Here is a 21,531-nt window from a genome sequence, read left to right on the forward strand (position 1 = left end):
CTCGGGCCAGCCCGGCGGTCGACGCCCTTAAAGCTGCAGCAGGCGGAACAGGGCAATCAGGTTGATCTGCGCCAGCGCTTCCTTGAACTCGGCCTCGACCGAGTTGTGGATGCGCTTTTCAAAGGCGGCGAGGATCTGGTGCCGGTTGCTGCCTTTGACCGCCATGATGAACGGGAACTTGAACTTTTCTTTGTAGGCATCGTTGAGTTCGGTGAAACGCTCGAACTCTTCGGCGGTGCACTGGTGAATACCGGCGCCGGCCTGTTCATTGGTGCTCGATTCGGTCAGCTCACCCTGGATCGCGGCCTTGCCGGCGAGGTCCGGGTGAGCATTGATCAGCGCCAGCTGGGCGGCGTGGTCGGCGCTCAGGAGGATGTCGCTCATGCGCTGGTGCAGGGCTTCGATCTGGTCGGCTTCGTGCAACTGGCCGAGGTCGTAGGCCTTTTCGGCAACCCATGGCGAGTGTTCGTAGATGTCGGCGAAGGCTTCGACAAACGCTGTGCGGTCCAGGGTCGAAGGCTTCAGGGTCTTGAATGCGGTCATTAGGCGTTCTCGGCTTGGAAAGGGTGGGTGGCATGCCAGTGACGGGCGATGTCCACGCGCCGGGCGAACCAGACCTGGTCATGGCTCTTGGCGTACTCGACGAAGCGCTTGAGCGCAGCCAGGCGCGCCGGGCGACCGATCAGGCGGCAGTGCAGGCCGATCGAGAGCATTTTCGGCGCCTCGGCGCCTTCTTCGTAGAGCACATCGAAGGCGTCCTTGAGGTACTGGAAGAACTGCTCGCCGCAATTGAAACCCTGTACCTGGGTGAAGCGCATGTCATTGGTGTCCAGGGTGTAGGGGATCACCAGGTGCGGCTTGTCGGTGGGGTTGTTGCGTTCCCAGTAAGGCAGGTCGTCGTCGTAGGTGTCGCTGTCGTAGAGGAAGCCGCCTTCCTCCATCACCAGGCGCCGGGTGTTCGGCCCGGTACGGCCGGTGTACCAGCCCAGCGGCCGTTCACCAGTGAGTTCGGTGAGGATGCGGATGGCTTCGAGCATGTGCTCGCGTTCCTGGGCCTCGTCCATGTTCTGGTAGTCGATCCAGCGGTAGCCGTGGCTGCAGATCTCGTGGCCGGCTTCGACCATGGCGCGGATCACGTCCGGATGGCGCTGGGCGGCCATGGCCACGGCGAAGATGGTCAGCGGTACGCCGGTGTCCTTGAACAGCTTGAGCAGGCGCCAGACGCCGGCACGGCTGCCGTACTCGTACAGCGATTCCATGCTCATGTTGCGCGCGCCCTGCAGCGGCTGGGCGGCGACCATTTCCGAGAGGAAGGCTTCGGACTCTTTGTCACCGTGAAGGATGTTGCGCTCGCCACCTTCTTCGTAGTTGAGCACGAAAGACAAAGCAATGCGGGCATTCCCCGGCCAGCGCGGATGAGGTGGGGTGTTGCCGTAACCGATCAGGTCGCGAGGATAATCAGCGCTCACTGCAGTCTTCCTTCTTGTACGTGAATACGGAGGGCGTGGGCACCCGGGTAGGGTATCGGCCACGACGATGGAATGATTGTATACAACTTTGTTTGCGATTTGTAAGCCTGTTTTTTCGCTTTTCTTTGCCTTTTTGGCCACTCCCACCTCTATAAGGAGCCCTGCAAGAAACCTGCCTGATCGGTCAGCTAATGACGGATGCGTCGGCTATTGGCGTGGTTTTGCGACTGATGGCCTATTTACAGGGGATGAGCGGCGTGCCAGGAAAGAATACCGAATTATTGTGTACAATTTTATAGAAAAATGTCTTAATAATCCGACAGCCGCACGTTGTCGGGCTTCCTGACGCTGGCGTGCGGGTATTTTTTGCCCACAGATAGAACAGAGGCGAGCAAGCAATGGGACGTTTGACCACGCATGTACTGGATGCCGCTCATGGCTGCCCTGGCAGCTCGATCAAGGTCGAGCTCTACCGGGTCGAAGGCCAGCAGTTGGAACTGGTGAACACTACCCTGACCAACAGCGATGGCCGTTGCGACGCACCGCTGCTGCAAGGCGATGATTACCGCAGCGGCGTTTACCAGCTGCAGTTCAGCGCCGGCGACTACTACCGTGCCCGCGGCGTACAACTGCCCGAGCCTGCTTTTCTTGACGTGGTGGTACTGCGTTTCGGCATCAGCGCCGAACAGGATCACTACCACGTGCCGCTGTTGATCTCGCCTTACAGTTACTCGACCTATCGTGGAAGCTAGTTGGTCGCTAGAAGAATCTTCGTAGGTCCCTTGCCCGCTCACACTGCGGGCTTTTTTTTGCCTGTGATTTTTCTGCGGCCTCATCGCGGGTCAAGCCCGCTCCCACAGGTGTAGGAGCGGGCTTGACCCGCGATAGGTCCCTCACACACAACAAAAAGCCCCACCCGAAGGTGAGGCCCTGTTGTCGCAGTGTGCCGTGTTAGAGGAACACGAACTTGGCAATGAAGATCGCCGTCAGTACCCACAGGCTGGCCGAGATCTCCTTGTAGCGTCCGGTCCCGGCCTTGAGCACCACATAGGTGATAAAGCCCAGGGCGATGCCGTCGGCGACCGAGAAGGTCAGCGGCATCATGATCGCAGTGACGATCGCCGGGATGCTGTCAGTGGCTTCATCCCAGTTGATGTGGGCCATGCTGCCCATCATCAGCATCGCCACATAGATCAGCGCGCCAGCCGTGGCGTAGGCAGGAATCATCCCGGCCAGCGGGGCGAAGAACATTGCGGCGATAAAGAACAGGCCGACTACCACCGCGGTCAGCCCGGTACGGCCGCCGGCGGCGACACCTGCCGCACTTTCTACGTAGCTGGTCACCGGCGGTACACCAACCACCGCCCCGAACACGCTCGAGGCGCTGTCTGCTTTAAGCGCCCGTGACAGGTTCTCGATGCGCCCGTCGGCATTTACCAGGCCGGCCCGCTGGGCCACGCCCATCAGGGTGCCGGCGGTGTCGAACATGTGCACGAAGAGGAAGGCAAACACTACCGCGATCATGCTGACGTTGAACACCCCGGCAACATCCATGGCCATCCAGGTCGGGGCCAGGCTCGGCGGCAGCGAGAACAAGCCGCCGTACTCGACCAGGCCCAGGCCCCAGCCGGCGAGGGTGACGCTGATGATGCTGATCAGGATCGCGCCGAACACCCGGTGGTAGCTGAGCACCGCGATCATCAGAAAGCAGATGGCTGCCAGCAGCGGGCCGGGCTCGTGCAGCGAGCCGAGCTTGATCAGGGTCGCCGGGCTGTCGACGACAATCCCTGCGGTTTTAAGACCGATCAGTCCGAGGAACAATCCGACGCCGGCACCCATGGCATGGCGCAGGCTGACCGGAATGCTGTTGAGCAGCCATTCGCGCACCCGCGACAAAGTCAGCAGCATGAACAGCACCCCGGAGACAAATACCGCGCCCAGCGCGGCTTCCCAGGTGTAGCCCATGGTCCCGACCACGGTGTAGGTAAAGAAGGCGTTCAGGCCCATGCCCGGTGCCAGGCCGACCGGCCAGTTGGCGTACAGGCCCATCAACAGGCAGCCGAGGGCGGCAGCGATGCAGGTGGCGACAAACGCCGCACCGTGATCGATGCCGGCATCGGCCATGATGTTGGGGTTGACGAAAATGATGTAGGCCATGGTGATGAAGGTGGTCAACCCGGCGATCATCTCGGTTTTGACGGTGGTGCCATGTAGCTTGAGTTTGAAAATCCGCTCCAGCCAGCTCGTTTCGAGCGGTGGGGCAAGATCCAGCGTAGGGGCGTCGGATTTGCGGCTTTCCACAGCGTGTACTCCTCAAGTCTTTTCTTGTTTTCCAGAGCCAGTCCTGCGCACGCACTGGGGGGCTCTGTGAGGCGGATGGGATGGCAGGCCACCGGACCGTTTGTTGACTTCTGGGTCAGGAAGTTGCACGGATGGATTATGCGTTTGTATACAAAGAATGCAAATAATGTTTTCGTTGTTGTGGCCAGATAATTTGCAGGCGTAGCTATAAAGGCCATCGGCACCTGCAGAAATCCCTGCGGCTGTGTACAATGTGCCAATACCTTAATCGTTTAATTTTCTTACCAGGACTTGCCATCGCCCCTCTGGCTGGTATTACAGTCAGGGTCCGACTGGCGGATCTCCGTGCTCGAGTGCCCATGAACGAACAGCTGCAACCTCTCAAGAAACCAGTGCGTACCGGCAAGGCCGGTCGTAGCGGAACCCAGGACGATATCGTCTACGCGCACATTTTCGAGGCCATCCTCGAGCAGCGTCTGGCGCCGGGTACCAAGTTGAGCGAGGAAGCCCTGGGCGAGATCTTCGGCGTCAGCCGCACCATCATCCGTCGTGCGCTGTCGCGCCTGGCCCACGAAAGCGTGGTGCTGCTGCGGCCCAACCGCGGCGCGGTAGTGGCCAGCCCGACGGTCGAAGAGGCCCGCCAAGTGTTCTTCTCGCGGCGCATGGTAGAGCGCGCGATCACCGAGCTTGCGGTCGAGCACGCCACCGCCGAGCAACTCAACGAACTGCGCCAGATGGTCCGCGAAGAGCGCGACAGCTTCTCCCGTGGCGATCGCGGTGCCGGCATTCGCCTGTCTGGCGAGTTCCACCTGAAACTGGCGGAAGCGGCGGGCAACGCCCCGTTGATCAGCTTCCAGCGCAGCCTGGTGTCGCAAACCTCGCTGATCATCGCCCAGTACGAAAGCGGCAACCGCTCGCACTGCTCCTACGACGAGCACATGCAACTGATCGACGCCATCGAGGCCCGTGACGTCAACCAGGCGGTGAGCCTGATGATGCACCACATGGACCACATCGACAGCAAGCTCAACCTCGACGAAGACAGCGCTTCGGATGACCTGCACGCGGTGTTCTCGCACCTGCTGCAAACCAAGAAGCGGGGTGGGGTTGCACCGCTCAAGGGTTGAAGGCCAGTAACATCAAATCGCGGGGCAAGTCGAATCGTCGCACCGCCGCTCCCACAGAGCTCCTGTGGGAGCGGGCTTGCCCCGCGATGCGTTTCAGGCCACTGGCAGGTTATCCAGCCTCTGCTAGATTCTCACCTGATCCACCGCAAACCTTCATCAAGCAGTTGGGCTTGCGCGCTTTGCGTAGAACTTCAACTACTTGAGGACTGGTATATGTCGATGCCCCTGAGCAAACGCATGGGTGCTGAACTGATCGGGACATTCTGGCTGGTGGTGGGTGGCTGCGGCAGTGCGGTGATCGCCGCCTCGTTCCCCATTGGTATCGGCCTGGTCGGAGTGGCCATGGCCTTCGGCCTGACCGTGCTGACCATGGCTTTCGCCATTGGCCATATTTCCGGATGCCACCTCAACCCCGCAGTGTCGGTCGGGCTGGTGGTGGGTGGGCGGTTTCCACTCAAAGACCTGCTGCCCTACGTCATCGCCCAGGTGATCGGGGCAATTCTCGGTGCGGCGGTGATCTACTTCATTGCCAGCGGCAAGGCCGGTTTCGAGTTGTCGGCGGGGCTGGCGTCCAACGGCTATGCCGAGCATTCCCCCGGCGGCTACTCATTGGCGGCAGGCTTTGCCAGTGAAGTGGTGATGACCGCGATGTTCATCCTGATCATCATGGGCGCCACCGACAGCCGTGCCCCGGCAGGCTTTGCGCCGATTGCCATCGGCCTTGCGCTGACCTTGATCCACCTGATCTCGATACCGGTCACCAATACCTCGGTGAACCCGGCGCGCAGCACCGGCCCGGCGATTTTCGTCGGTGGCTGGGCGTTGCAGCAGCTGTGGCTGTTCTGGGTCGCGCCGCTGATCGGGGCGGTGATCGGCGGCGCGCTGTACAAGGGGCTGTTCCGCGAGCCTTAGCGCTGATGCACGCAGCGCCCGGCAGCGAAGGTCTGCTTGACGGTGCGGTCATCGCCCAGGGTCATCAGCACGAACAGCGTCTCGTCGATGCTGTTGGACTGCTGGATGCGGTAGTCCATCAACGCCGTGGCCTTGTAGTCGAGGACCACGAAGTCGGCATCGTTGCCCGGCTGCAGGCTGCCGATACGGTCATCCAGGCTCAGCGCCCGGGCGCCGCCCAGGGTTGCCAGGTACAGTGACTTGAACGGGCTCAGGCGCGCGCCCTGCAACTGCATGACCTTGTAGGCTTCGTTCAGGGTATTGAGCAGCGAGAAGCTGGTGCCGGCGCCGACGTCGGTGCCCAGGCCGACCTTGACCTTGAACTTCTCGGCCTGCGGCAGGTTGAACAGGCCGCTGCCGAGGAACAGGTTGGAAGTCGGGCAGAAGGCCACGGCCGAGCCGGTTTCGGCCAGGCGCTGACATTCGTCGTCGCACAGGTGTACGCCGTGGGCGAACACCGAGCGCTGGCCGAGCAGCTTGTAGTGATCGTAGACGTCGAGGTAGCCCTTGCGCTCCGGGAACAGCGCCTTGACCCAGTCGATCTCCTTGAGGTTCTCGCTCAGGTGGGTGTGCATGTACAGGTCGGGGTATTCGCCCAGCAGCTGGCCGGCCAGGGCCAGTTGCTCCGGGGTGCTGGTCGGCGCAAAACGCGGGGTCACTGCGTAGTGCAGGCGGCCCTTGCCATGCCAGCGCTCGATCAGCGCCTTGCTTTCTACATATCCGGATTCGGCGGTGTCAGTCAGGTAGTCCGGGGCGTTGCGGTCCATCATCACCTTGCCGGCGATCATCCGCAGGTCCAGGCGCTCGGCTTCTTCGAAGAAGGCATTGACCGATTCCGGGTGCACGCTGCCGAACACCAGGGCGGTGGTGGTGCCGTTGCGCAGCAGTTCCTCGACGAAGATTTTCGCGACTTTGTCGGCATGCGCCTTTTCGGCGAACTGCTTTTCGCAGGGGAAGGTGTAGGTGTTGAGCCAATCCAGCAGCTGCTCGCCGTAGGAACCGATCATGCCGGTCTGCGGGAAATGGATATGGGTGTCGATAAAGCCCGGGGTGATCAAGGCGTCCTGATGGTGCTCGACCTCGATGTCGGCGGCCAGGCTCGGCAGCAGGTCGCGGGCATGGCTGACAGCGCTGATCTTGCCGTTGTCGATCACCAGCAGGCCGTCTTCGAAATACTGATAGGAGGCTTCGACGCCTACTTCAGCAGGGTCGGCGATGCTGTGCAGGATGGCGGCACGGTAGGCTTTGCGGGTTGCGCTCATAGGGCTCTCGTCATATGGCTTGGCTGCGCCGTGATGGCGGCAGCAATTGGGCAATGGGGCCGGCGTTGGCAGCGTTGTTGTGCTGGCCAAAGCTTGCGTTGTAGGTGGCAATGATTTCTGCGGCAATCGACACGGCAATCTCGATCGGCAGCTTGCCCTTGACCTCGGCGATGCCCATCGGGCAACGCATGCGCTGCAGGCGCTCCTCGGCAAAGCCGCGCTCGCGCAGGCGATGCTCGAACTTGACGCGTTTGGTCTTTGAGCCGATCAGGCCGAACCAGGTGAAATCATTGCGCTTGAGGATCGCCGCGGTCAGTTCCAGATCCAGTTGATGGTTATGGGTCATGACGATGCAGTAGCTGCCAGCGGGCAGCTCATCGACTTCATCCACCGGCTCTTCACTGACGATCTTGCTGACCCCGGCGGGAATGCTCTCGGGGAATTCCTGCTCGCGCGAATCGATCCAGCGCACCTTACAGGGCAGGGCGGCGAGCAAGGGTACCAGAGCGCGGCCGACATGGCCTGCGCCGAAGACGGCAATCTGCGCCTGAACCTGGCCCATCGGCTCAAACAGCAGCACGGTGGCACCGCCGCAGCACTGGCCGAGGCTGGCACCGAGGCTGAAGCGCTCCAGGTGCGGCGCTTCGCGGCGCTCGGCGAGCATTTGCCGGGCGATATGCATGGCCTTGTATTCCAGGTGGCCACCGCCGATGGTGTCAAACAACTGCTCGGCGCTGACGACCATCTTCGAGCCGGCGTTGCGCGGCGTCGAGCCGCGCTCTTCGATGATCGTCACCAGTACGCAGGGCTCGCCGCGGGACTGCAGGTCGGACAGGGCGTTGATCCAGGTGTGCATGTTCAGTTACCTATGTGGTGCCTGTTCTGGCCTCATCGCGGGTCAAGCCCGCTCCCACAGTAGTCCACTGTGGGAGCGGGCTTGACCCGCGATTGGCGCCCTACGGAGCGACTGTCTCAACCTCGGCAGCAGGCTGCTGCGCCGCCAGCGCCTTGCGCATCTGCTCGCAGCCCCAGAGCACCCGCTCCGGCGTCGCTGGCGCATCGATCAGCGGATGCACGCGGTAATCGCCAAGGCTGGCCACGGCGTCCTTGATCGCGCACCAGGCGGCAATGCCGAGCATGAACGGCGGCTCGCCCACGGCCTTGGAATGGAACACCGTGTCTTCCGGGTTCTTGCGGTTTTCCACCAGTTTCACCCGCAAATCCACCGGCATATCCGCTACCGCCGGGATCTTGTAGCTGGCCGGGCCGTTGGTCATCAGCTTGCCCTTGGCGTTCCACACCAGCTCTTCGGTGGTCAGCCAGCCCATGCCCTGGATGAAACCACCCTCGACCTGGCCGATGTCGATGGCCGGGTTCAGCGAGGCGCCGACGTCGTGCAGGATGTCGGTGCGCAGCATCTTGTACTCGCCGGTCAGGGTGTCGACGATCACCTCGGCGCAGGCTGCGCCGAAGGCGAAGTAGTAGAACGGCCGGCCGCGGGCCTGGCTGCGGTCGTAATAGATCTTCGGGGTCTTGTAGAAACCGGTGCTCGACAGCGACACCTGGGCGAAATAGGCCTGTTGTACCAGCGCTTCGAAACTGAGGATTTCATCGCGCACGCGCACATGGCCGTTACGGAATTCGACGTCCTCTTCACTGACCTTGTACTGGCGTGCGGCAAATTCGGTCAGGCGCTGCTTGAGGATCTCGGCGGCATTCTGCGCCGCCTTGCCGTTCAGGTCGGCGCCGCTGGAAGCCGCGGTCGGCGAGGTGTTGGGCACCTTGTCGGTGTTGGTCGCGGTGATCTGGATACGCTGGAAATCCACCTGGAACACTTCGGCTACCACCTGCGCGACCTTGGTGTTCAGGCCCTGGCCCATCTCGGTGCCACCGTGGTTCAGGTGAATGCTGCCATCGGTGTAAATATGCACCAGGGCGCCGGCCTGGTTGAGGAAGCTGGCGGTGAACGAGATGCCGAATTTTACCGGGGTCAGCGCCAGGCCTTTTTTCAGGATCGGGCTGTTGGCGTTGAAGCGGCGGATCGATTCGCGGCGCTCGGCGTAGTCACTGCTGGCTTCGAGCTCGGCAGTGATCTCTTCGAGCATGTTGTGCTCGACGGTCTGGTAGTAGTGGGTGACGTTGCGCTCGGTCTTGCCGTAGTAGTTGGCCTTGCGCACCGCCAGCGGGTCGAGGGCCAGGTGGCGGGCGATATGGTCCATCACCTCCTCGATGGCGACCATGCCTTGCGGGCCGCCGAAGCCACGGTAGGCAGTGTTGGAGGCGGTGTTGGTCTTGCAACGGTGGCCGTGGATGGTGGCATCGCCGAGGTAATAGGCGTTGTCGGCGTGGAACATCGCACGGTCGACGATCGAGGCCGAGAGGTCCGGCGAGCAACCGCAGTTGCCGGCCAGGTCGAAATTGATGCCATGCAGGCGGCCGTTGTCATCGAAGCCGACGTCGTACTCGATATAGAACGGGTGGCGCTTGCCGGTCATCAGCATGTCCTCGACCCGCGGCAGGCGCATCTTGGTCGGCTGGCCGGTGAGGTGGGCAATCACCGCGCACAGGCAGGCGGGGCTTGCCGCCTGGGTTTCCTTGCCGCCGAAACCGCCGCCCATGCGGCGCATGTCGACGACGATGTTGTTCATCGGCACGTCGAGCACTTCGGCCACCAGCTTTTGCACTTCGGTGGGGTTCTGGGTCGAGCAGTAGACGATCATCCCGCCGTCTTCGGTGGGCATCACCGAAGAGATCTGGGTTTCCAGGTAGAAGTGCTCCTGGCCGCCGATGTGCAGGCTGCCCTGCAGGCGGTGCGGGGCGCTGGCCAGGGCGCTGACCGAATCGCCGCGCTGGTGGGTGTGGCTGTCGAGCACGAAGTGCTTCTTGCGCAGCGCCTCGACCACGTCCAGCACCGGCTCCAGGTCTTCGTACTCGATGATCGCGGCCATCGCTGCGCGGCGCGCGGTATCCAGGTCACGGGCAGCGACGGCAACCACTGGCTGGCCGACGAACTCGACGGTGTCGATCGCCAGCAGCGGGTCGCCGGGCAGCAGCGGGCCGATGTCCTTGAGGCCCGGCACATCTTCATGGGTGATGGCGATGCGCACGCCCTCGAAGGCGTAGCAGGGGCTGGTGTCGATGCTCAGCACTCGGGCGTGGGCGCGGTCGGACAGGCGCGCATACACATGCAACTGGTTGGGAAATTCCAGACGGTCATCGATATACACCGCTTCGCCCGACACATGTTTGTCGGCACTGTCGTGCTTGAGGCTGCGGCCGACCCCGGTGGTCAGGTCCTGGCTGAACAGTTCTGCCATTTCGGCCTGGCTTTTGGCGACGTGATGGTTAGACATAAGCGGTCACCCGAGTTTCGATGTGCGGCGTTTGCAGTTCGATGAAGTACTTGCGCAGCAGGTTCTGCGCGCTGAGCAGGCGGTATTCCTTGCTCGCCCGGAAATCCGAGAGCGGCGTGAAGTCTTCGGCCAGGGCCTGGCAGGCGCGCTCGACGCTGGCCTGGTTCCAGGCCTTGCCGACCAGCGCCGCTTCGCAGGCGCGGGCGCGCTTGGGAATCGCCGCCATGCCGCCGAAGGCGATGCGCGCTGCGCCGACAACACCGTTCTCGATACGCAGGTTGAATGCCGCGCAGACTGCCGAGATGTCATCGTCCAGGCGCTTGGACACCTTGTAGGCGCGGAACGCCCAGTCGGCGCGGGACCGTGGCACGATGATCTTCTCGATGAACTCGCTTTCCTGACGCGCGGTGATCCGGTAGTCGATGAAGTAGTCTTCCAGGGCCAGGGTGCGGGTGTTGTCACCTTTGCGCAGGACGATCTGCGCATCCAGGGCAATCAGCAGGGGCGGCGAGTCGCCGATCGGCGAGGCGTTGCCGATGTTGCCGCCCAGGGTGCCCTGGTTGCGGATCTGCAGCGAGGCGAAGCGGTGCAGCAGTTCGCCAAAATCCGGGTATTCGCGGCTCAGGGCGTCGTAGCAGTCGGTCAATGGCGTGGCCGCGCCGATTTCCAGGTGTTCGGCTTGAGTGTCGATGCGCTTGAGTTCGGCGACGTTGCCGACATAGATCATCACCGGCAGGGTTTTGTGGAACTGGGTGACTTCCAGCGCCAGGTCGGTGCCGCCGGCCAGCAAGCGGGCTTCGGGGTGCGAACCGTACAGCTCGGCCAGGTCGGCCACGGTCAGCGGCACCAGGCAGCGCTTGTCGCCGCTGTTGAGCTCGCCGGTTTCGCTTGGGGCGATGGCTTTGAGGCGGGCGATGGTCTGCGCTTGGCCGCTGTCGAACTGATCCGGCTGGGCCTGGCAGCACGACTGCTCGGCGGCGGCGAGGATCGGCCGGTAGCCGGTGCAGCGGCAGAGGTTGCCGGCCAGGGCTTCCTGGGCCTTGTGCAGATCGGGTGCGTCGCTGTTCTTTTGCAGGGCGAACAACGACATGACAAAGCCCGGAGTACAGAAGCCGCATTGCGAGCCGTGGCAATCGGCCATGGCCTGTTGCACGCTGTGCAGCTTGCCCTGGTGCTTGAGCCCTTCGACGCTGATCAGCTGTTTGCCGTGCAGCGAGGAGACAAAAGTCAGGCACGAGTTGAGGCTGCGGTAGCGAATGTGCTCGCCGCCGTCCTCGCCCTCGGCCAGCTCGCCGACCACTACGGTGCAGGCGCCACAATCGCCGCTGGCGCAGCCTTCCTTGGTACCGGACTTGCCCAGGTGTTCACGAAGATACTCGAGCACGGTCAGGTTGGGGTCCAGGGCATGCTCACTGCGCAGCTCCTGGTTAAGTAGAAACTGGATCACGGGAAGGCCTCACAAGCGACTTATTGTTGTTGAGCGGACTGTAAGCAGACTTGATTTTCAGGTCAACAATTTTCTGACCTTTGGGTCAGGAAATTTCTCGTGGCGCTTCCGCCCTTTCACAGGTGCTCTGTTATGAGCATAGTTGGCCCTGCGTGATCCGAATCTTTTGCGCCAATCGTGCCAACTTCTGCTGCATGGCCACTGCGCGGCGCGGGGGCAAGTGCGCTACAATTCGGCGCTTGTGCACAGTTCAATGATTTTGAAGGAAAACCATGACGTTCAAGGCGCCGGACAGCCTCTCCGAGCAAATTGCCCATTATCTGGCCGAGCGGATCATCCGCGGCGAGCTCAAGCCCGCCGAGCGGATCCAGGAGCAGAAGGTCACCCAGGCATTGAATGTCAGCCGTGGCTCGGTGCGCGAGGCGCTGTTGATCCTCGAACGCCGCCACCTGGTGACCATCCTGCCGCGCCGTGGCGCCCATGTGACCGAGCTCAATGAGCACAATGTGCGCAGCCTGTGCACGCTGATGGGCGAGCTGTACAACCTGCTCGGCAACGCCGTGGCCCTTAACTGGCGCAACGATGGCGATTTGCATCCGTTCCTCAAGATCCAGCAGCGCCTGACCGGCGCGTTCGAGCGCCAGGACATCCGCGCCTTCGTCGATGAAAGCTTCGCGGTGATGCGCGCCGCCTATCCGTTTGCCAACAATCCGTACCTGCAGGAAACCGTCGAGAACCTGCAGCCGGCCATGAGTCGTACCTATTACCTGGCGCTGGACCAGCGCAAGGCCAACATGAACGACTTCCTGGTGTTGTTCGCCAACCTGCTCGAAGCCGTGGTGGCCCGAGACCAGGTGCGTATCCGCACGGTATTGGCCGAGTACTGCCAGCGCAGCTGCGAGCTGGTGCTGGCGGCGCTGGCGACTGCCTGAGCATGCGCTTAAAGTGCATTCGCCTGGCCGGGTTCAAGTCGTTCGTCGACCCGACCACGGTCAACTTCCCCAGCAACATGGCGGCGGTGGTCGGGCCCAATGGCTGCGGCAAGTCCAACATCATCGACGCGGTGCGCTGGGTGATGGGCGAAAGCTCGGCGAAAAACCTGCGCGGCGAGTCGATGACCGACGTCATCTTCAATGGCTCGACCAGCCGCAAGCCAGTGAGCCAGGCCAGTATCGAACTGGTCTTCGACAACTCCGACAGCACCCTGGTCGGTGAGTACGCGGCGTATGCGGAAATCTCCATTCGCCGCAAGGTGACCCGCGACGGGCAGAACACCTACTACCTCAATGGCGCCAAATGCCGGCGCCGGGACATTACCGATATCTTCCTCGGCACCGGCCTGGGCCCGCGCAGCTATTCGATCATCGAGCAGGGGATGATCTCCAAGCTGATCGAAGCCAAGCCCGAGGACCTGCGCAATTTCATCGAAGAAGCGGCGGGCATCTCCAAGTACAAGGAGCGCCGGCGCGAGACCGAGAACCGCATCCGCCGTACCCACGAGAACCTCGAACGCCTGACCGACCTGCGCGAAGAGCTTGAGCGCCAGCTCGAACGTCTGCATCGCCAGGCCCAGGCGGCCGAAAAGTACAAGGAATACAAGGCCGAGGAACGCCAGCTCAAGGCGCAACTGGCAGCCCTGCGCTGGCAGGCCCTGAACGATCAGGTCGGCCAGCGCGAAGCGGTGATTGGCGATCAGGAAGTGGCCTTTGAAGCGCTGGTGGCCGAGCAGCGCAATGCCGATGCCAGCATCGAGCGCCTGCGTGATGGCCATCACGAGCTGTCCGAGCGTTTCAACCTGGTGCAGGGGCGTTTCTATTCGGTTGGCGGCGATATCGCCCGGGTCGAGCAGAGCATCCAGCACGGCCAGCAGCGCTTGCGCCAGTTGCAGGATGACTTCAAGGAAGCCGAGCGCGCGCGCCTCGAAACCGAGTCGCACCTGGGCCATGACCGCACCCTGCTCGCCACCCTGGGCGAAGAGCTGCAGATGCTCGAACCCGAGCAGGAGCTGACCCTGGCCGCCGCCGAAGAGGCCGCCGCCACCCTGGAAGACGCCGAAACCACCATGCACGGCTGGCAGGAGCAGTGGGACAGCTTCAACACCCGCTCGGCCGAACCGCGGCGCCAGGCCGAAGTGCAGCAGGCGCGCATCCAGCAGCTGGAAACCAGCCTCGAGCGCTTGGCCGAGCGCCAGCGCAAGCTTGGCGAAGAGCGCGATCAGCTCAGCGCCGACCCGGAAGACGCGGCAATCCTCGAACTGGGCGAGCAGGTGGCCAGCAGTGAATTGCTGCTCGAAGAACTACAGCTCGAAGAGCTGCAGGTCGTCGAGCAGCTAGAAACCCTGCGCGAACAACTGCAGCAGGCGGTGCAGGCCCAGCAGCAAGCCCAGGGCGAATTGCAGCGCCTGGGCGGCCGCCTGGCTTCGCTCGAAGCCCTGCAGCAGGCGGCGCTCGACCCCGGCACCGGCACCGCGCAATGGCTGCGCGAGCAGGGCCTGGAGCAGCGTCCGCGCCTGGCTGAAGGCCTGCGCGTCGAGCCGGGTTGGGAGCTTGCGGTAGAAACCGTGCTCGGCGCCGACCTGCAGGCGGTAGTGGTCGAAGACTTCAATGGCCTGGACCTCAGTGCCTTCGATCAGGGCGAGTTGCGCCTGCTCGCCAGCCGTGGCGAAGGCGTGCGTATTCCCGGCAGCCTGCTCGACAAGGTCGAGGGGCGCATCGACCTGGCGCCCTGGCTCGGCCAGGTCAAACCGGTGGAGAGCCTCGATCAGGCCCTGGCCTTGCGCGCTCAGCTGGCAGACGGGCAAAGCCTGATCAGCCGTGACGGCTACTGGGTTGGCCGGCACTTTTTGCGTGTCAGCCGCGCCAGCGACGCCCAGGGTGGCGTACTCGCCCGTGGCCAGGAGCTGGAGCGCCTGGGCCAAGAGCTGCAAGAGCATGAAGCGGCGCTGGAGCTACTGGAAACCAGATTGCAGGAACTGCGCGAGCAGCAGCAAGAACTGGAAGAGCGCCGCGAGCAGTTGCGTCGCAGCGCCCAGGACCAAGCGCGCCAGCAAAGCGAACTCAACGCCAGGCTCTCGGCCGGCAAGGCCCGCGCCGAGCAGTTGAGCCTGCGCCGCCGGCGCCTGGAAGAAGAGCTTGCCGAGCTGCTTGAACAACGCAGCATCGAGCACGAAAACCTCGGTGAGTCGCGCCTGCAGCTGCAGGAAGCCCTCGACCTGATGGCCCAGGACACCGAACAGCGTGAACTGTTGCTGGCCCAACGCGACAGCCTGCGCGAGCGCCTCGACCGGGTGCGCCAGGAAGCCCGCCAGCACAAGGACCACGGCCACCAGCTGGCCGTGCGCCTGGGGTCGCTGCGCGCCCAGCACGATTCCACCCGCCAGGCCCTGGAGCGGCTGGAGCTGCAGTCCGAGCGCCTGAGCGAAAAACGCGAACAGCTGATCCTGAACCTGGAGGAGGGCGAGGCACCGCTCGAAGAGCTGCGCCTCAAGCTTGAAGAGCTGCTGGAAAAACGCATGAGCGTCGACGACGAGATGCGTCAGGCGCGCCTGCACATGGACGAAGCCGACCGCGAGCTGCGTGATGCCGAAAAACGCCGCACCCAGGCCGAACAGCAATCGCAGTTGCTGCGTGGCCAGCTCGAGCAGCACCGCCTGGAGTGGCAAGGGCTGAGCGTGCGGCGCAAGACCTTGCAGGAGCAACTGCTCGCCGACGGTTACGACCTCGAAGGGGTGCTGGCGACCCTGGGCGAGCAGGCCAGCGAGCAGGAAGCCGAACAGGAGCTCGAACGCATCGATGCGCGTATCCAGCGCCTGGGTGCGATCAACCTGGCGGCCATCGACGAGTACCAGCAGCAGTCCGAACGCAAGCGCTACCTGGATGCCCAGGACGCCGATCTGGTCGAAGCCCTGGACACCCTCGAGAACGTCATTCGCAAGATCGACAAGGAAACCCGCAACCGCTTCAAAGATACCTTTGATCAGATAAATGCCGGATTACAGGCACTTTTCCCAAAAGTTTTCGGTGGCGGCAGCGCTTACTTGGAACTGACGGGCGAAGATCTACTCGATACAGGGGTGACGATCATGGCGCGGCCACCGGGCAAGAAGAACAGCACCATCCACCTGCTCTCGGGCGGTGAGAAAGCGCTGACCGCCCTGGCCCTGGTATTTGCCATTTTCAAGTTGAACCCGGCACCGTTCTGCATGCTCGATGAAGTCGATGCGCCACTGGACGATGCCAACGTCGGGCGTTACGCCCGGCTGGTGAAAGAGATGAGCCAGACGGTGCAGTTCATTTACATCACCCACAACAAGATTGCCATGGAGATGGCTGATCAACTGATGGGCGTGACCATGCATGAACCGGGGTGTTCACGGCTGGTGGCGGTGGATGTGGAGGAGGCGATGGCCATGGTCGACGCCTGATTTGAAGCAATAACGCGTGAACCTGCGGTAAATGGCCCTGTCAGTTGCGACAGACGGTGTAAAGTTATCTTTGGTCGTGCTAGCTTAATGTCACTTATTTTTTTGCGTGGGTAAAACGCCTGTCAGAACATAGAGTTGGCGCCACGTTTTAAAGGGGTTTAAACCCTTTATTTTTCAGCATTTTTTACAGAGGCACGGGATTACATGGAAATCGGTCTGCGCGAGTGGCTGATCGTCATCGGCATTATTGTCATTGCCGGTATTCTTTTTGACGGCTGGCGCCGCATGCGCGGCGGCAAGGGCAAGTTGAAATTCCGTCTGGACCGCAGCTTTTCCAACCTGCCGGACGATGACAGCTCCCCTGAAGTGATCGGTCAGCCGCGCGTGCTCGACAACCACAAAGAGCCAGCGCTGGACGAGCACGATCTGCCGTCGATGAGTGCCGGGCGTGAGCGTGAGCGTGAACCCAAGGTCGGCAAGAGCAAGCGCAACAAGCGCGGCAGCGAGCCTCAGCAGGGCGACCTGAATCTGGCCGCCGAACCGCGTGAGCCGGACCTGTTTGGCAATGCCGACGACGACTTCCCGGATGAAAGCCCGAAAACCAGCGGCTACGGTTCCGCGCCGGACAAAGACCTGCCGCCGGTTGAAGAGGTACTGGTGATCAGTGTGATTTCCCGCGATGAAGGCGGCTTCAAGGGCCCGGCATTGCTGCAGAACATTCTTGAAAGCGGTCTGCGCTTTGGTGAAATGGATATCTTCCACCGTCACGAAAGCATGGCCGGTAATGGCGAAGTGCTCTTCTCGATGGCCAACGCGGTCAAGCCCGGTGTGTTCGACCTCGACGACATCGATCACTTCAGCACTCGCGCGGTGAGCTTCTTCCTCGGCCTGCCAGGCCCGCGTCACCCCAAGCAGGCCTTCGACGTGATGGTGGCGGCAGCGCGCAAGCTGGCCCACGAACTCAATGGCGAGCTCAAGGATGACCAGCGCAGCGTGATGACCGCGCAGACCATCGAGCACTACCGCCAGCGCATTGTCGAGTTCGAGCGCCGCGCGCTGACCCAGAAGCGCTAGTAGGAGCGGGCTTGCCCCGCGATAAGAAACACGCAAGAGCAGCCAAGGCTGCTCTTTTGCTTTGCAAGAGACGACACACCATGACCGCCGAATCCCGAATCCTTGAACTGCGCGCCGAGCTCGACCAGCACAACTATCGCTACTATGTGCTCGATGAGCCGAGCGTGCCAGACGCCGAATACGATCGCCTGTTCAATGAACTCAAGGCCCTGGAAGCCGAACACCCGGCGCTGGTGACCGCTGACTCGCCGACTCAGCGTGTCGGTGGCTCGGCGCTTTCGGCGTTCAGCCAGGTGCGTCACGAAGTGCCGATGCTCAGCCTGGGCAACGCCTTTGAAGAAACCGACCTGCGCGAATTCGACCGCCGCGTGGTCGAGGGCCTGGACCTGCCGGCCGGTGACCTGCTGGGTGATGGCGCCGCCGTCGATTACAGCTGCGAACCCAAGCTCGACGGCCTGGCGGTCAGCCTGCTGTACCGCGACGGGCAACTGGTGCAGGGCGCCACCCGTGGCGATGGCACCACCGGCGAAGACATCAGCGTTAACGTGCGCACCGTGCGCAACATTCCGCTCAAGCTGCAGGGTGAGGGCTGGCCGGCGGTGCTGGAAGTGCGCGGCGAGGTGTTCATGTCCAAGGCCGGTTTCGAGCGCTTGAACCAGGCGCAGATCGACGCCGGCGGCAAGACCTTCGCCAACCCGCGCAACGCTGCCGCCGGCAGCCTGCGCCAGCTTGATTCGAAAATCACCGCCAGCCGCCCGCTGGAGTTCTGCTGCTACGGCGTCGGCCAGGTCTCGGCGCCGATTGCCGACACCCATATCGGCACCCTGGAGCAGCTAAAGGCCTGGGGCATGCCGATCAGTCGCGAGCTGCGCCATGCCGCTGGCGTTGCCGAGTGTCTGGAGTACTACCGCGATATCGGCGCCCGGCGCAACGAGCTGCCTTACGAGATCGACGGCGTGGTGTTCAAGGTCAACAGCCTGGCTTCCCAGCGCGAGCTGGGCTTCCGTGCCCGTGAACCACGCTGGGCGATTGCCCACAAGTTCCCGGCCATGGAAGAGCTGACCGAAGTGCTGGATGTCGAGTTCCAGGTCGGCCGTACTGGCGCGGTAACCCCCGTGGCCCGGCTCAAGCCGGTCAAGGTGGCGGGTGTGACGGTGTCCAATGCCACCTTGCACAACATGGACGAAGTGGCGCGCCTGGGGTTGATGATCGGCGACACGGTGATCATCCGCCGCGCCGGCGATGTGATTCCGCAGGTCATGCAGGTGGTCACCGAGCGTCGCCCTGAAGACGCCCGTCCGGTGCACATTCCTACCGCGTGCCCGGTGTGCGGCTCGCAAGTCGAGCGCACCCAGCTGGTCAAGCGCAGCAAGGGCAAGGAGACCGTCAGCGAGGGCGCCGTGTACCGTTGCGTCGGCCGCCTGGCCTGCGCTGCGCAGCTCAAGCAGGCGATCATCCACTATGTATCGCGGCGGGCCATGGACATCGAAGGCCTGGGCGAGAAGAGCGTCGAGCAACTGGTGGATGAAGGCCTGATCCGTTCGCCAGCCGACCTCTACCAGCTGACGTTCGAGCAGATTGTCGACCTCGAGGGCTTTGCCGAACTGTCGAGCAAGAACTTGCTGGCGGCGATCGAGGCGAGCAAGCAGCCGGGCCTCGCGCGTTTCATCTATGCACTGGGCATCCCGGACGTGGGCGAGGAGACCGCCAAGGTCCTGGCGCGCTCGCTGGGTTCGTTGCAGCGGGTCATGGCGGCGTTGCCGCAAGTGCTGACCTACCTGCCGGATATCGGCCTGGAAGTCGCCCACGAGATCCACAGCTTTTTCGAAGACCAGCACAATCGCACAGTGATCGCCCAGTTGCTTGAGCGCGGCCTGCAATTGCAGGATGAAGGCGAGCTGGGCGCCGAATTCGCTGCGAGTACCACCTTGGCCGGGCTGATTGCCAAACTGGATATTCCCTCGGTCGGGCCCACCGGTGCCGAGAAGCTGGTGGCCAAGCTCGACAGCCTGGAGAAGATCATCGCCGCCGATGGCATCGACCTGCGCCAGGCCCTGGCGGCCAAGCCGGCCGAAGCGGTGCGCGCGTTCTTCCAGGTGCCTGAGAATGCCGCCCTGGCCCTGGCTATCGAAGCGCAACTTCGCGACTTCGGCATGCACTGGTCGAGCGAGAAGAAAGTCGCCGAAGGCTTGCCTCTGGCCGGCCAGACCTGGGTGCTGACCGGCTCGCTGGAGCGCATGAGCCGCGACGTGGCCAAGGACAAGCTGGAAAGCCTGGGGGCCAAGGTTGCGGGCTCGGTCTCGGCCAAGACCCACTGCGTGGTCGCCGGCCCCGGCGCCGGCTCGAAGCTGGCCAAGGCCAATGAGCTGGGCCTGAAGGTGCTGGATGAAGATGCTTTTGTCAGCTTCCTGGCCGGGCAGGGTATCGAGGTCTAAAGGCGGCACTGGTGGCGTTCGCCATGGTCTAGTCTTGGCAGGCAGCCAGGAGGGATCGCCATGTACCGTTTTTTCGAACAGCTGGGCGCCAGGATCGCGGCGCCCTTCGTCAGCCAGCAACAACGTCCGGATCGGGTCTGGCAATGCCGGTGTGGGCAGTCGGTGTTCTTTCGCAACAGCCAGTGCCTGGCCTGTCAGTCGGCACTGGGCTACTGGCCGCTCAGTAACCGTGTCGCCAGCCTGTCGCCCGGCCCTGCAGAGGGGCTCTGGCTGCTCGATGGCGAGCCTGAAGCCGGGTCGCTGCGTCGCTGTGCCAACCTTGACACCCCGGCGGCCTGCAACTGGCTGCTGGCCGAGCATGAGCCCGACAACCTGTGCCTGGCCTGTCGCCTGAACCGCACCATCCCCGACCTTGGCATTGCTGAAAATCACCCGCGCTGGCGCAAGCTGGAAACCGCCAAGCGCCGGCTGACCGCGCAGCTGTTGCACCTGGGCTTGCCGGTGGAGCCGAAAAGCGCGCAGGACGGCCCGGGCCTGGCCTTTGATTTCATCGGCGTCGATCTTGAGGGCAACGCGCCCATCACCGGCCATGCCAATGGCCTGATTACTCTCGACGTGCGCGAGGCCGATGATGACTGGCGCGAGCGGGTGCGCGTGCAACTGCACGAACCCTATCGCACCCTGCTGGGCCACCTGCGTCATGAAGTCGGTCACTACTATTGGGATCGTCTGATTGCCGACAGCCATTGGCTCGACGGCTTTCGTGACCTGTTCGGTGACGAGCGCGAAAGCTACAGCGAGGCGCTGGAACGTCACTATCAGCAAGGGGCGCCAAGTGATTGGGCGGCTGCTCACGTCAGTGCCTATGCGACCATGCACCCCTGGGAAGACTGGGCTGAAACCTGGGCGCACTACCTGCACATGACCGATGCGCTCGACACCGCGCTGGCACTGGGCATGAATGCCAGCAGCCTGGAGCTGGACTTCCCGCCGTTCACGCGTGAGGACCTCTATCGCCCGGACGACCCCGGGGCAAAGGAGTTTCTCGCCTTTATCAATGCCTGGGTCGAGCTGTCAGCAATGCTCAATGAGCTGTCGCGCAGCATGGGCCAGGTGGATCTCTATCCGTTCGTGCTGGGTAAGCCGGTGGTTGCCAAGCTGCACTTTATCCACCTGCGGGTCACCCAGCCAACGTCACCGATAGCCGACCAAGCGGGTGCTGCGCTCCCGTGAAGCAATGCCAAGTCATTGAGTGGTGATGGTTTTTTTAAATTTAGTGGTTGTATCTTGAGTTGATGCCGGTACAATGGCGCGGCTCGTCGCCAGATGAGCATGCGTTATGGTGACCCCATCGGTCCCCCCGCAACGATTACCCGTGAACCTGGTCAGATCCGGAAGGAAGCAGCCACAGCGGGAACATTGTGTGCCGGGGTGTGGCTGGTGGGGTCGCCACCCATCTTGCCTGTTGGCGCTCTGCATCATCTCTTCTCGAAGATTTTTCCAAAACGCTGGTCCAACAACCTACGTTGCCGGTTTTCGCGCGTGTGTGCGATAACCCTGTAGTGCCGTGGCTGCTCGACAGCCCCGTAGTGTCTGTGGTTTTGGACCTACAGGGAGAATCTTCATGTCAGCCCCCGAGCAAGTACCATCAGCGGCCACATCACCTGCGGATTTTTCCGCCGCCAGTCT

The 21,531-nt window shown here is 62.7% G+C and carries 15 protein-coding genes and 1 other RNA gene; 9 read left to right on the top strand and 7 right to left on the bottom strand.

Annotation, left to right across the window (positions count from 1 at the left end):
* Positions 1-27: 27 nt before the first annotated feature.
* Positions 28-543, bottom strand: coding sequence for a 2-oxo-4-hydroxy-4-carboxy-5-ureidoimidazoline decarboxylase (uraD, locus tag LOY34_RS08170; RefSeq protein ID WP_045200422.1), 516 nt, complete (start codon positions 541-543; stop codon positions 28-30).
* Positions 543-1,469 carry an allantoinase PuuE gene (gene puuE, locus LOY34_RS08175; protein ID WP_045200424.1) on the bottom strand — a complete coding sequence of 309 codons (927 nt, stop codon included), beginning with the start codon at positions 1,467-1,469 and terminating at the stop codon, positions 543-545. The genes uraD and puuE overlap by 1 nt, the downstream gene beginning before the upstream one ends.
* Before the next feature lie 398 nt (positions 1,470-1,867).
* On the opposite strand from puuE, the gene uraH reads away from it, so the two are divergent.
* The gene (uraH, locus tag LOY34_RS08180; protein WP_010225132.1) at positions 1,868-2,221 is read left to right on the top strand and encodes a hydroxyisourate hydrolase; all 354 of its coding nucleotides are present in this window, start codon (positions 1,868-1,870) and stop codon (positions 2,219-2,221) included.
* A gap of 199 nt (positions 2,222-2,420) precedes the next feature.
* Here uraH and LOY34_RS08185 read toward each other — a convergent pair whose 3' ends face one another.
* Positions 2,421-3,770 (bottom strand): NCS2 family permease, encoded by a 1,350-nt coding sequence (locus LOY34_RS08185; RefSeq protein WP_045200426.1) that lies wholly within the window; start codon positions 3,768-3,770, stop codon positions 2,421-2,423.
* Between the two features lie 359 nt (positions 3,771-4,129).
* Here LOY34_RS08185 and LOY34_RS08190 point away from each other — a divergent pair, with 359 nt between their 5' ends.
* The gene (locus LOY34_RS08190) at positions 4,130-4,897 is read left to right on the top strand and encodes a GntR family transcriptional regulator (protein WP_036994364.1); all 768 of its coding nucleotides are present in this window, start codon (positions 4,130-4,132) and stop codon (positions 4,895-4,897) included.
* Between the two features lie 219 nt (positions 4,898-5,116).
* Entirely contained in the window at positions 5,117-5,809 is a 693-nt protein-coding gene (gene aqpZ, locus LOY34_RS08195; RefSeq protein ID WP_401288245.1) for an aquaporin Z, read from the top strand.
* Here aqpZ and guaD read toward each other — a convergent pair.
* From guaD to xdhA, 4 genes are all read right to left on the bottom strand, one after another.
* Positions 5,806-7,110, bottom strand: a complete 1,305-nt coding sequence (gene guaD / locus LOY34_RS08200) for a guanine deaminase (RefSeq protein ID WP_258664546.1) — start codon at positions 7,108-7,110, stop codon at positions 5,806-5,808. The two genes, aqpZ and guaD, sit on opposite strands and share 4 nt — an antisense overlap.
* A gap of 10 nt (positions 7,111-7,120) precedes the next feature.
* Positions 7,121-7,966 carry a xanthine dehydrogenase accessory protein XdhC gene (gene xdhC, locus LOY34_RS08205; RefSeq protein WP_045200432.1) on the bottom strand — a complete coding sequence of 282 codons (846 nt, stop codon included), beginning with the start codon at positions 7,964-7,966 and terminating at the stop codon, positions 7,121-7,123.
* Between the two features lie 100 nt (positions 7,967-8,066).
* The gene (xdhB, locus tag LOY34_RS08210; RefSeq protein ID WP_195883397.1) at positions 8,067-10,463 is read right to left on the bottom strand and encodes a xanthine dehydrogenase molybdopterin binding subunit; all 2,397 of its coding nucleotides are present in this window, start codon (positions 10,461-10,463) and stop codon (positions 8,067-8,069) included.
* Positions 10,456-11,910 (bottom strand): xanthine dehydrogenase small subunit, encoded by a 1,455-nt coding sequence (gene xdhA, locus LOY34_RS08215; RefSeq protein ID WP_195883398.1) that lies wholly within the window; start codon positions 11,908-11,910, stop codon positions 10,456-10,458. The genes xdhB and xdhA overlap by 8 nt, the downstream gene beginning before the upstream one ends.
* 272 nt (positions 11,911-12,182) lie before the next feature.
* On the opposite strand from xdhA, the gene LOY34_RS08220 reads away from it, so the two are divergent.
* The 6 genes from LOY34_RS08220 to ffs all read left to right on the top strand — a co-directional run bounded on the left by LOY34_RS08220 (position 12,183) and on the right by ffs (position 21,288).
* Positions 12,183-12,842: a GntR family transcriptional regulator gene (locus LOY34_RS08220; RefSeq protein WP_045200438.1), complete on the top strand. Its 660-nt coding sequence runs from the start codon at positions 12,183-12,185 to the stop codon at positions 12,840-12,842.
* A 2-nt stretch (positions 12,843-12,844) separates the two neighbouring features.
* Positions 12,845-16,333 carry a chromosome segregation protein SMC gene (smc, locus tag LOY34_RS08225; protein ID WP_258664548.1) on the top strand — a complete coding sequence of 1,163 codons (3,489 nt, stop codon included), beginning with the start codon at positions 12,845-12,847 and terminating at the stop codon, positions 16,331-16,333.
* Between the two features lie 204 nt (positions 16,334-16,537).
* The gene (gene zipA / locus LOY34_RS08230) at positions 16,538-17,407 is read left to right on the top strand and encodes a cell division protein ZipA (RefSeq protein ID WP_195883400.1); all 870 of its coding nucleotides are present in this window, start codon (positions 16,538-16,540) and stop codon (positions 17,405-17,407) included.
* An 80-nt stretch (positions 17,408-17,487) separates the two neighbouring features.
* Positions 17,488-19,842, top strand: coding sequence for an NAD-dependent DNA ligase LigA (gene ligA / locus LOY34_RS08235; protein WP_195883401.1), 2,355 nt, complete (start codon positions 17,488-17,490; stop codon positions 19,840-19,842).
* A 60-nt stretch (positions 19,843-19,902) separates the two neighbouring features.
* Positions 19,903-21,075, top strand: a complete 1,173-nt coding sequence (locus tag LOY34_RS08240) for a putative zinc-binding metallopeptidase (protein ID WP_195883402.1) — start codon at positions 19,903-19,905, stop codon at positions 21,073-21,075.
* A gap of 116 nt (positions 21,076-21,191) precedes the next feature.
* Positions 21,192-21,288, top strand: an RNA gene (gene ffs, locus LOY34_RS08245) — signal recognition particle sRNA small type.
* Positions 21,289-21,531 lie beyond the last annotated feature (243 nt).

It is taken from the genome of Pseudomonas sp. B21-009, assembly GCF_024749345.1.
GTDB lineage: Bacteria > Pseudomonadota > Gammaproteobacteria > Pseudomonadales > Pseudomonadaceae > Aquipseudomonas.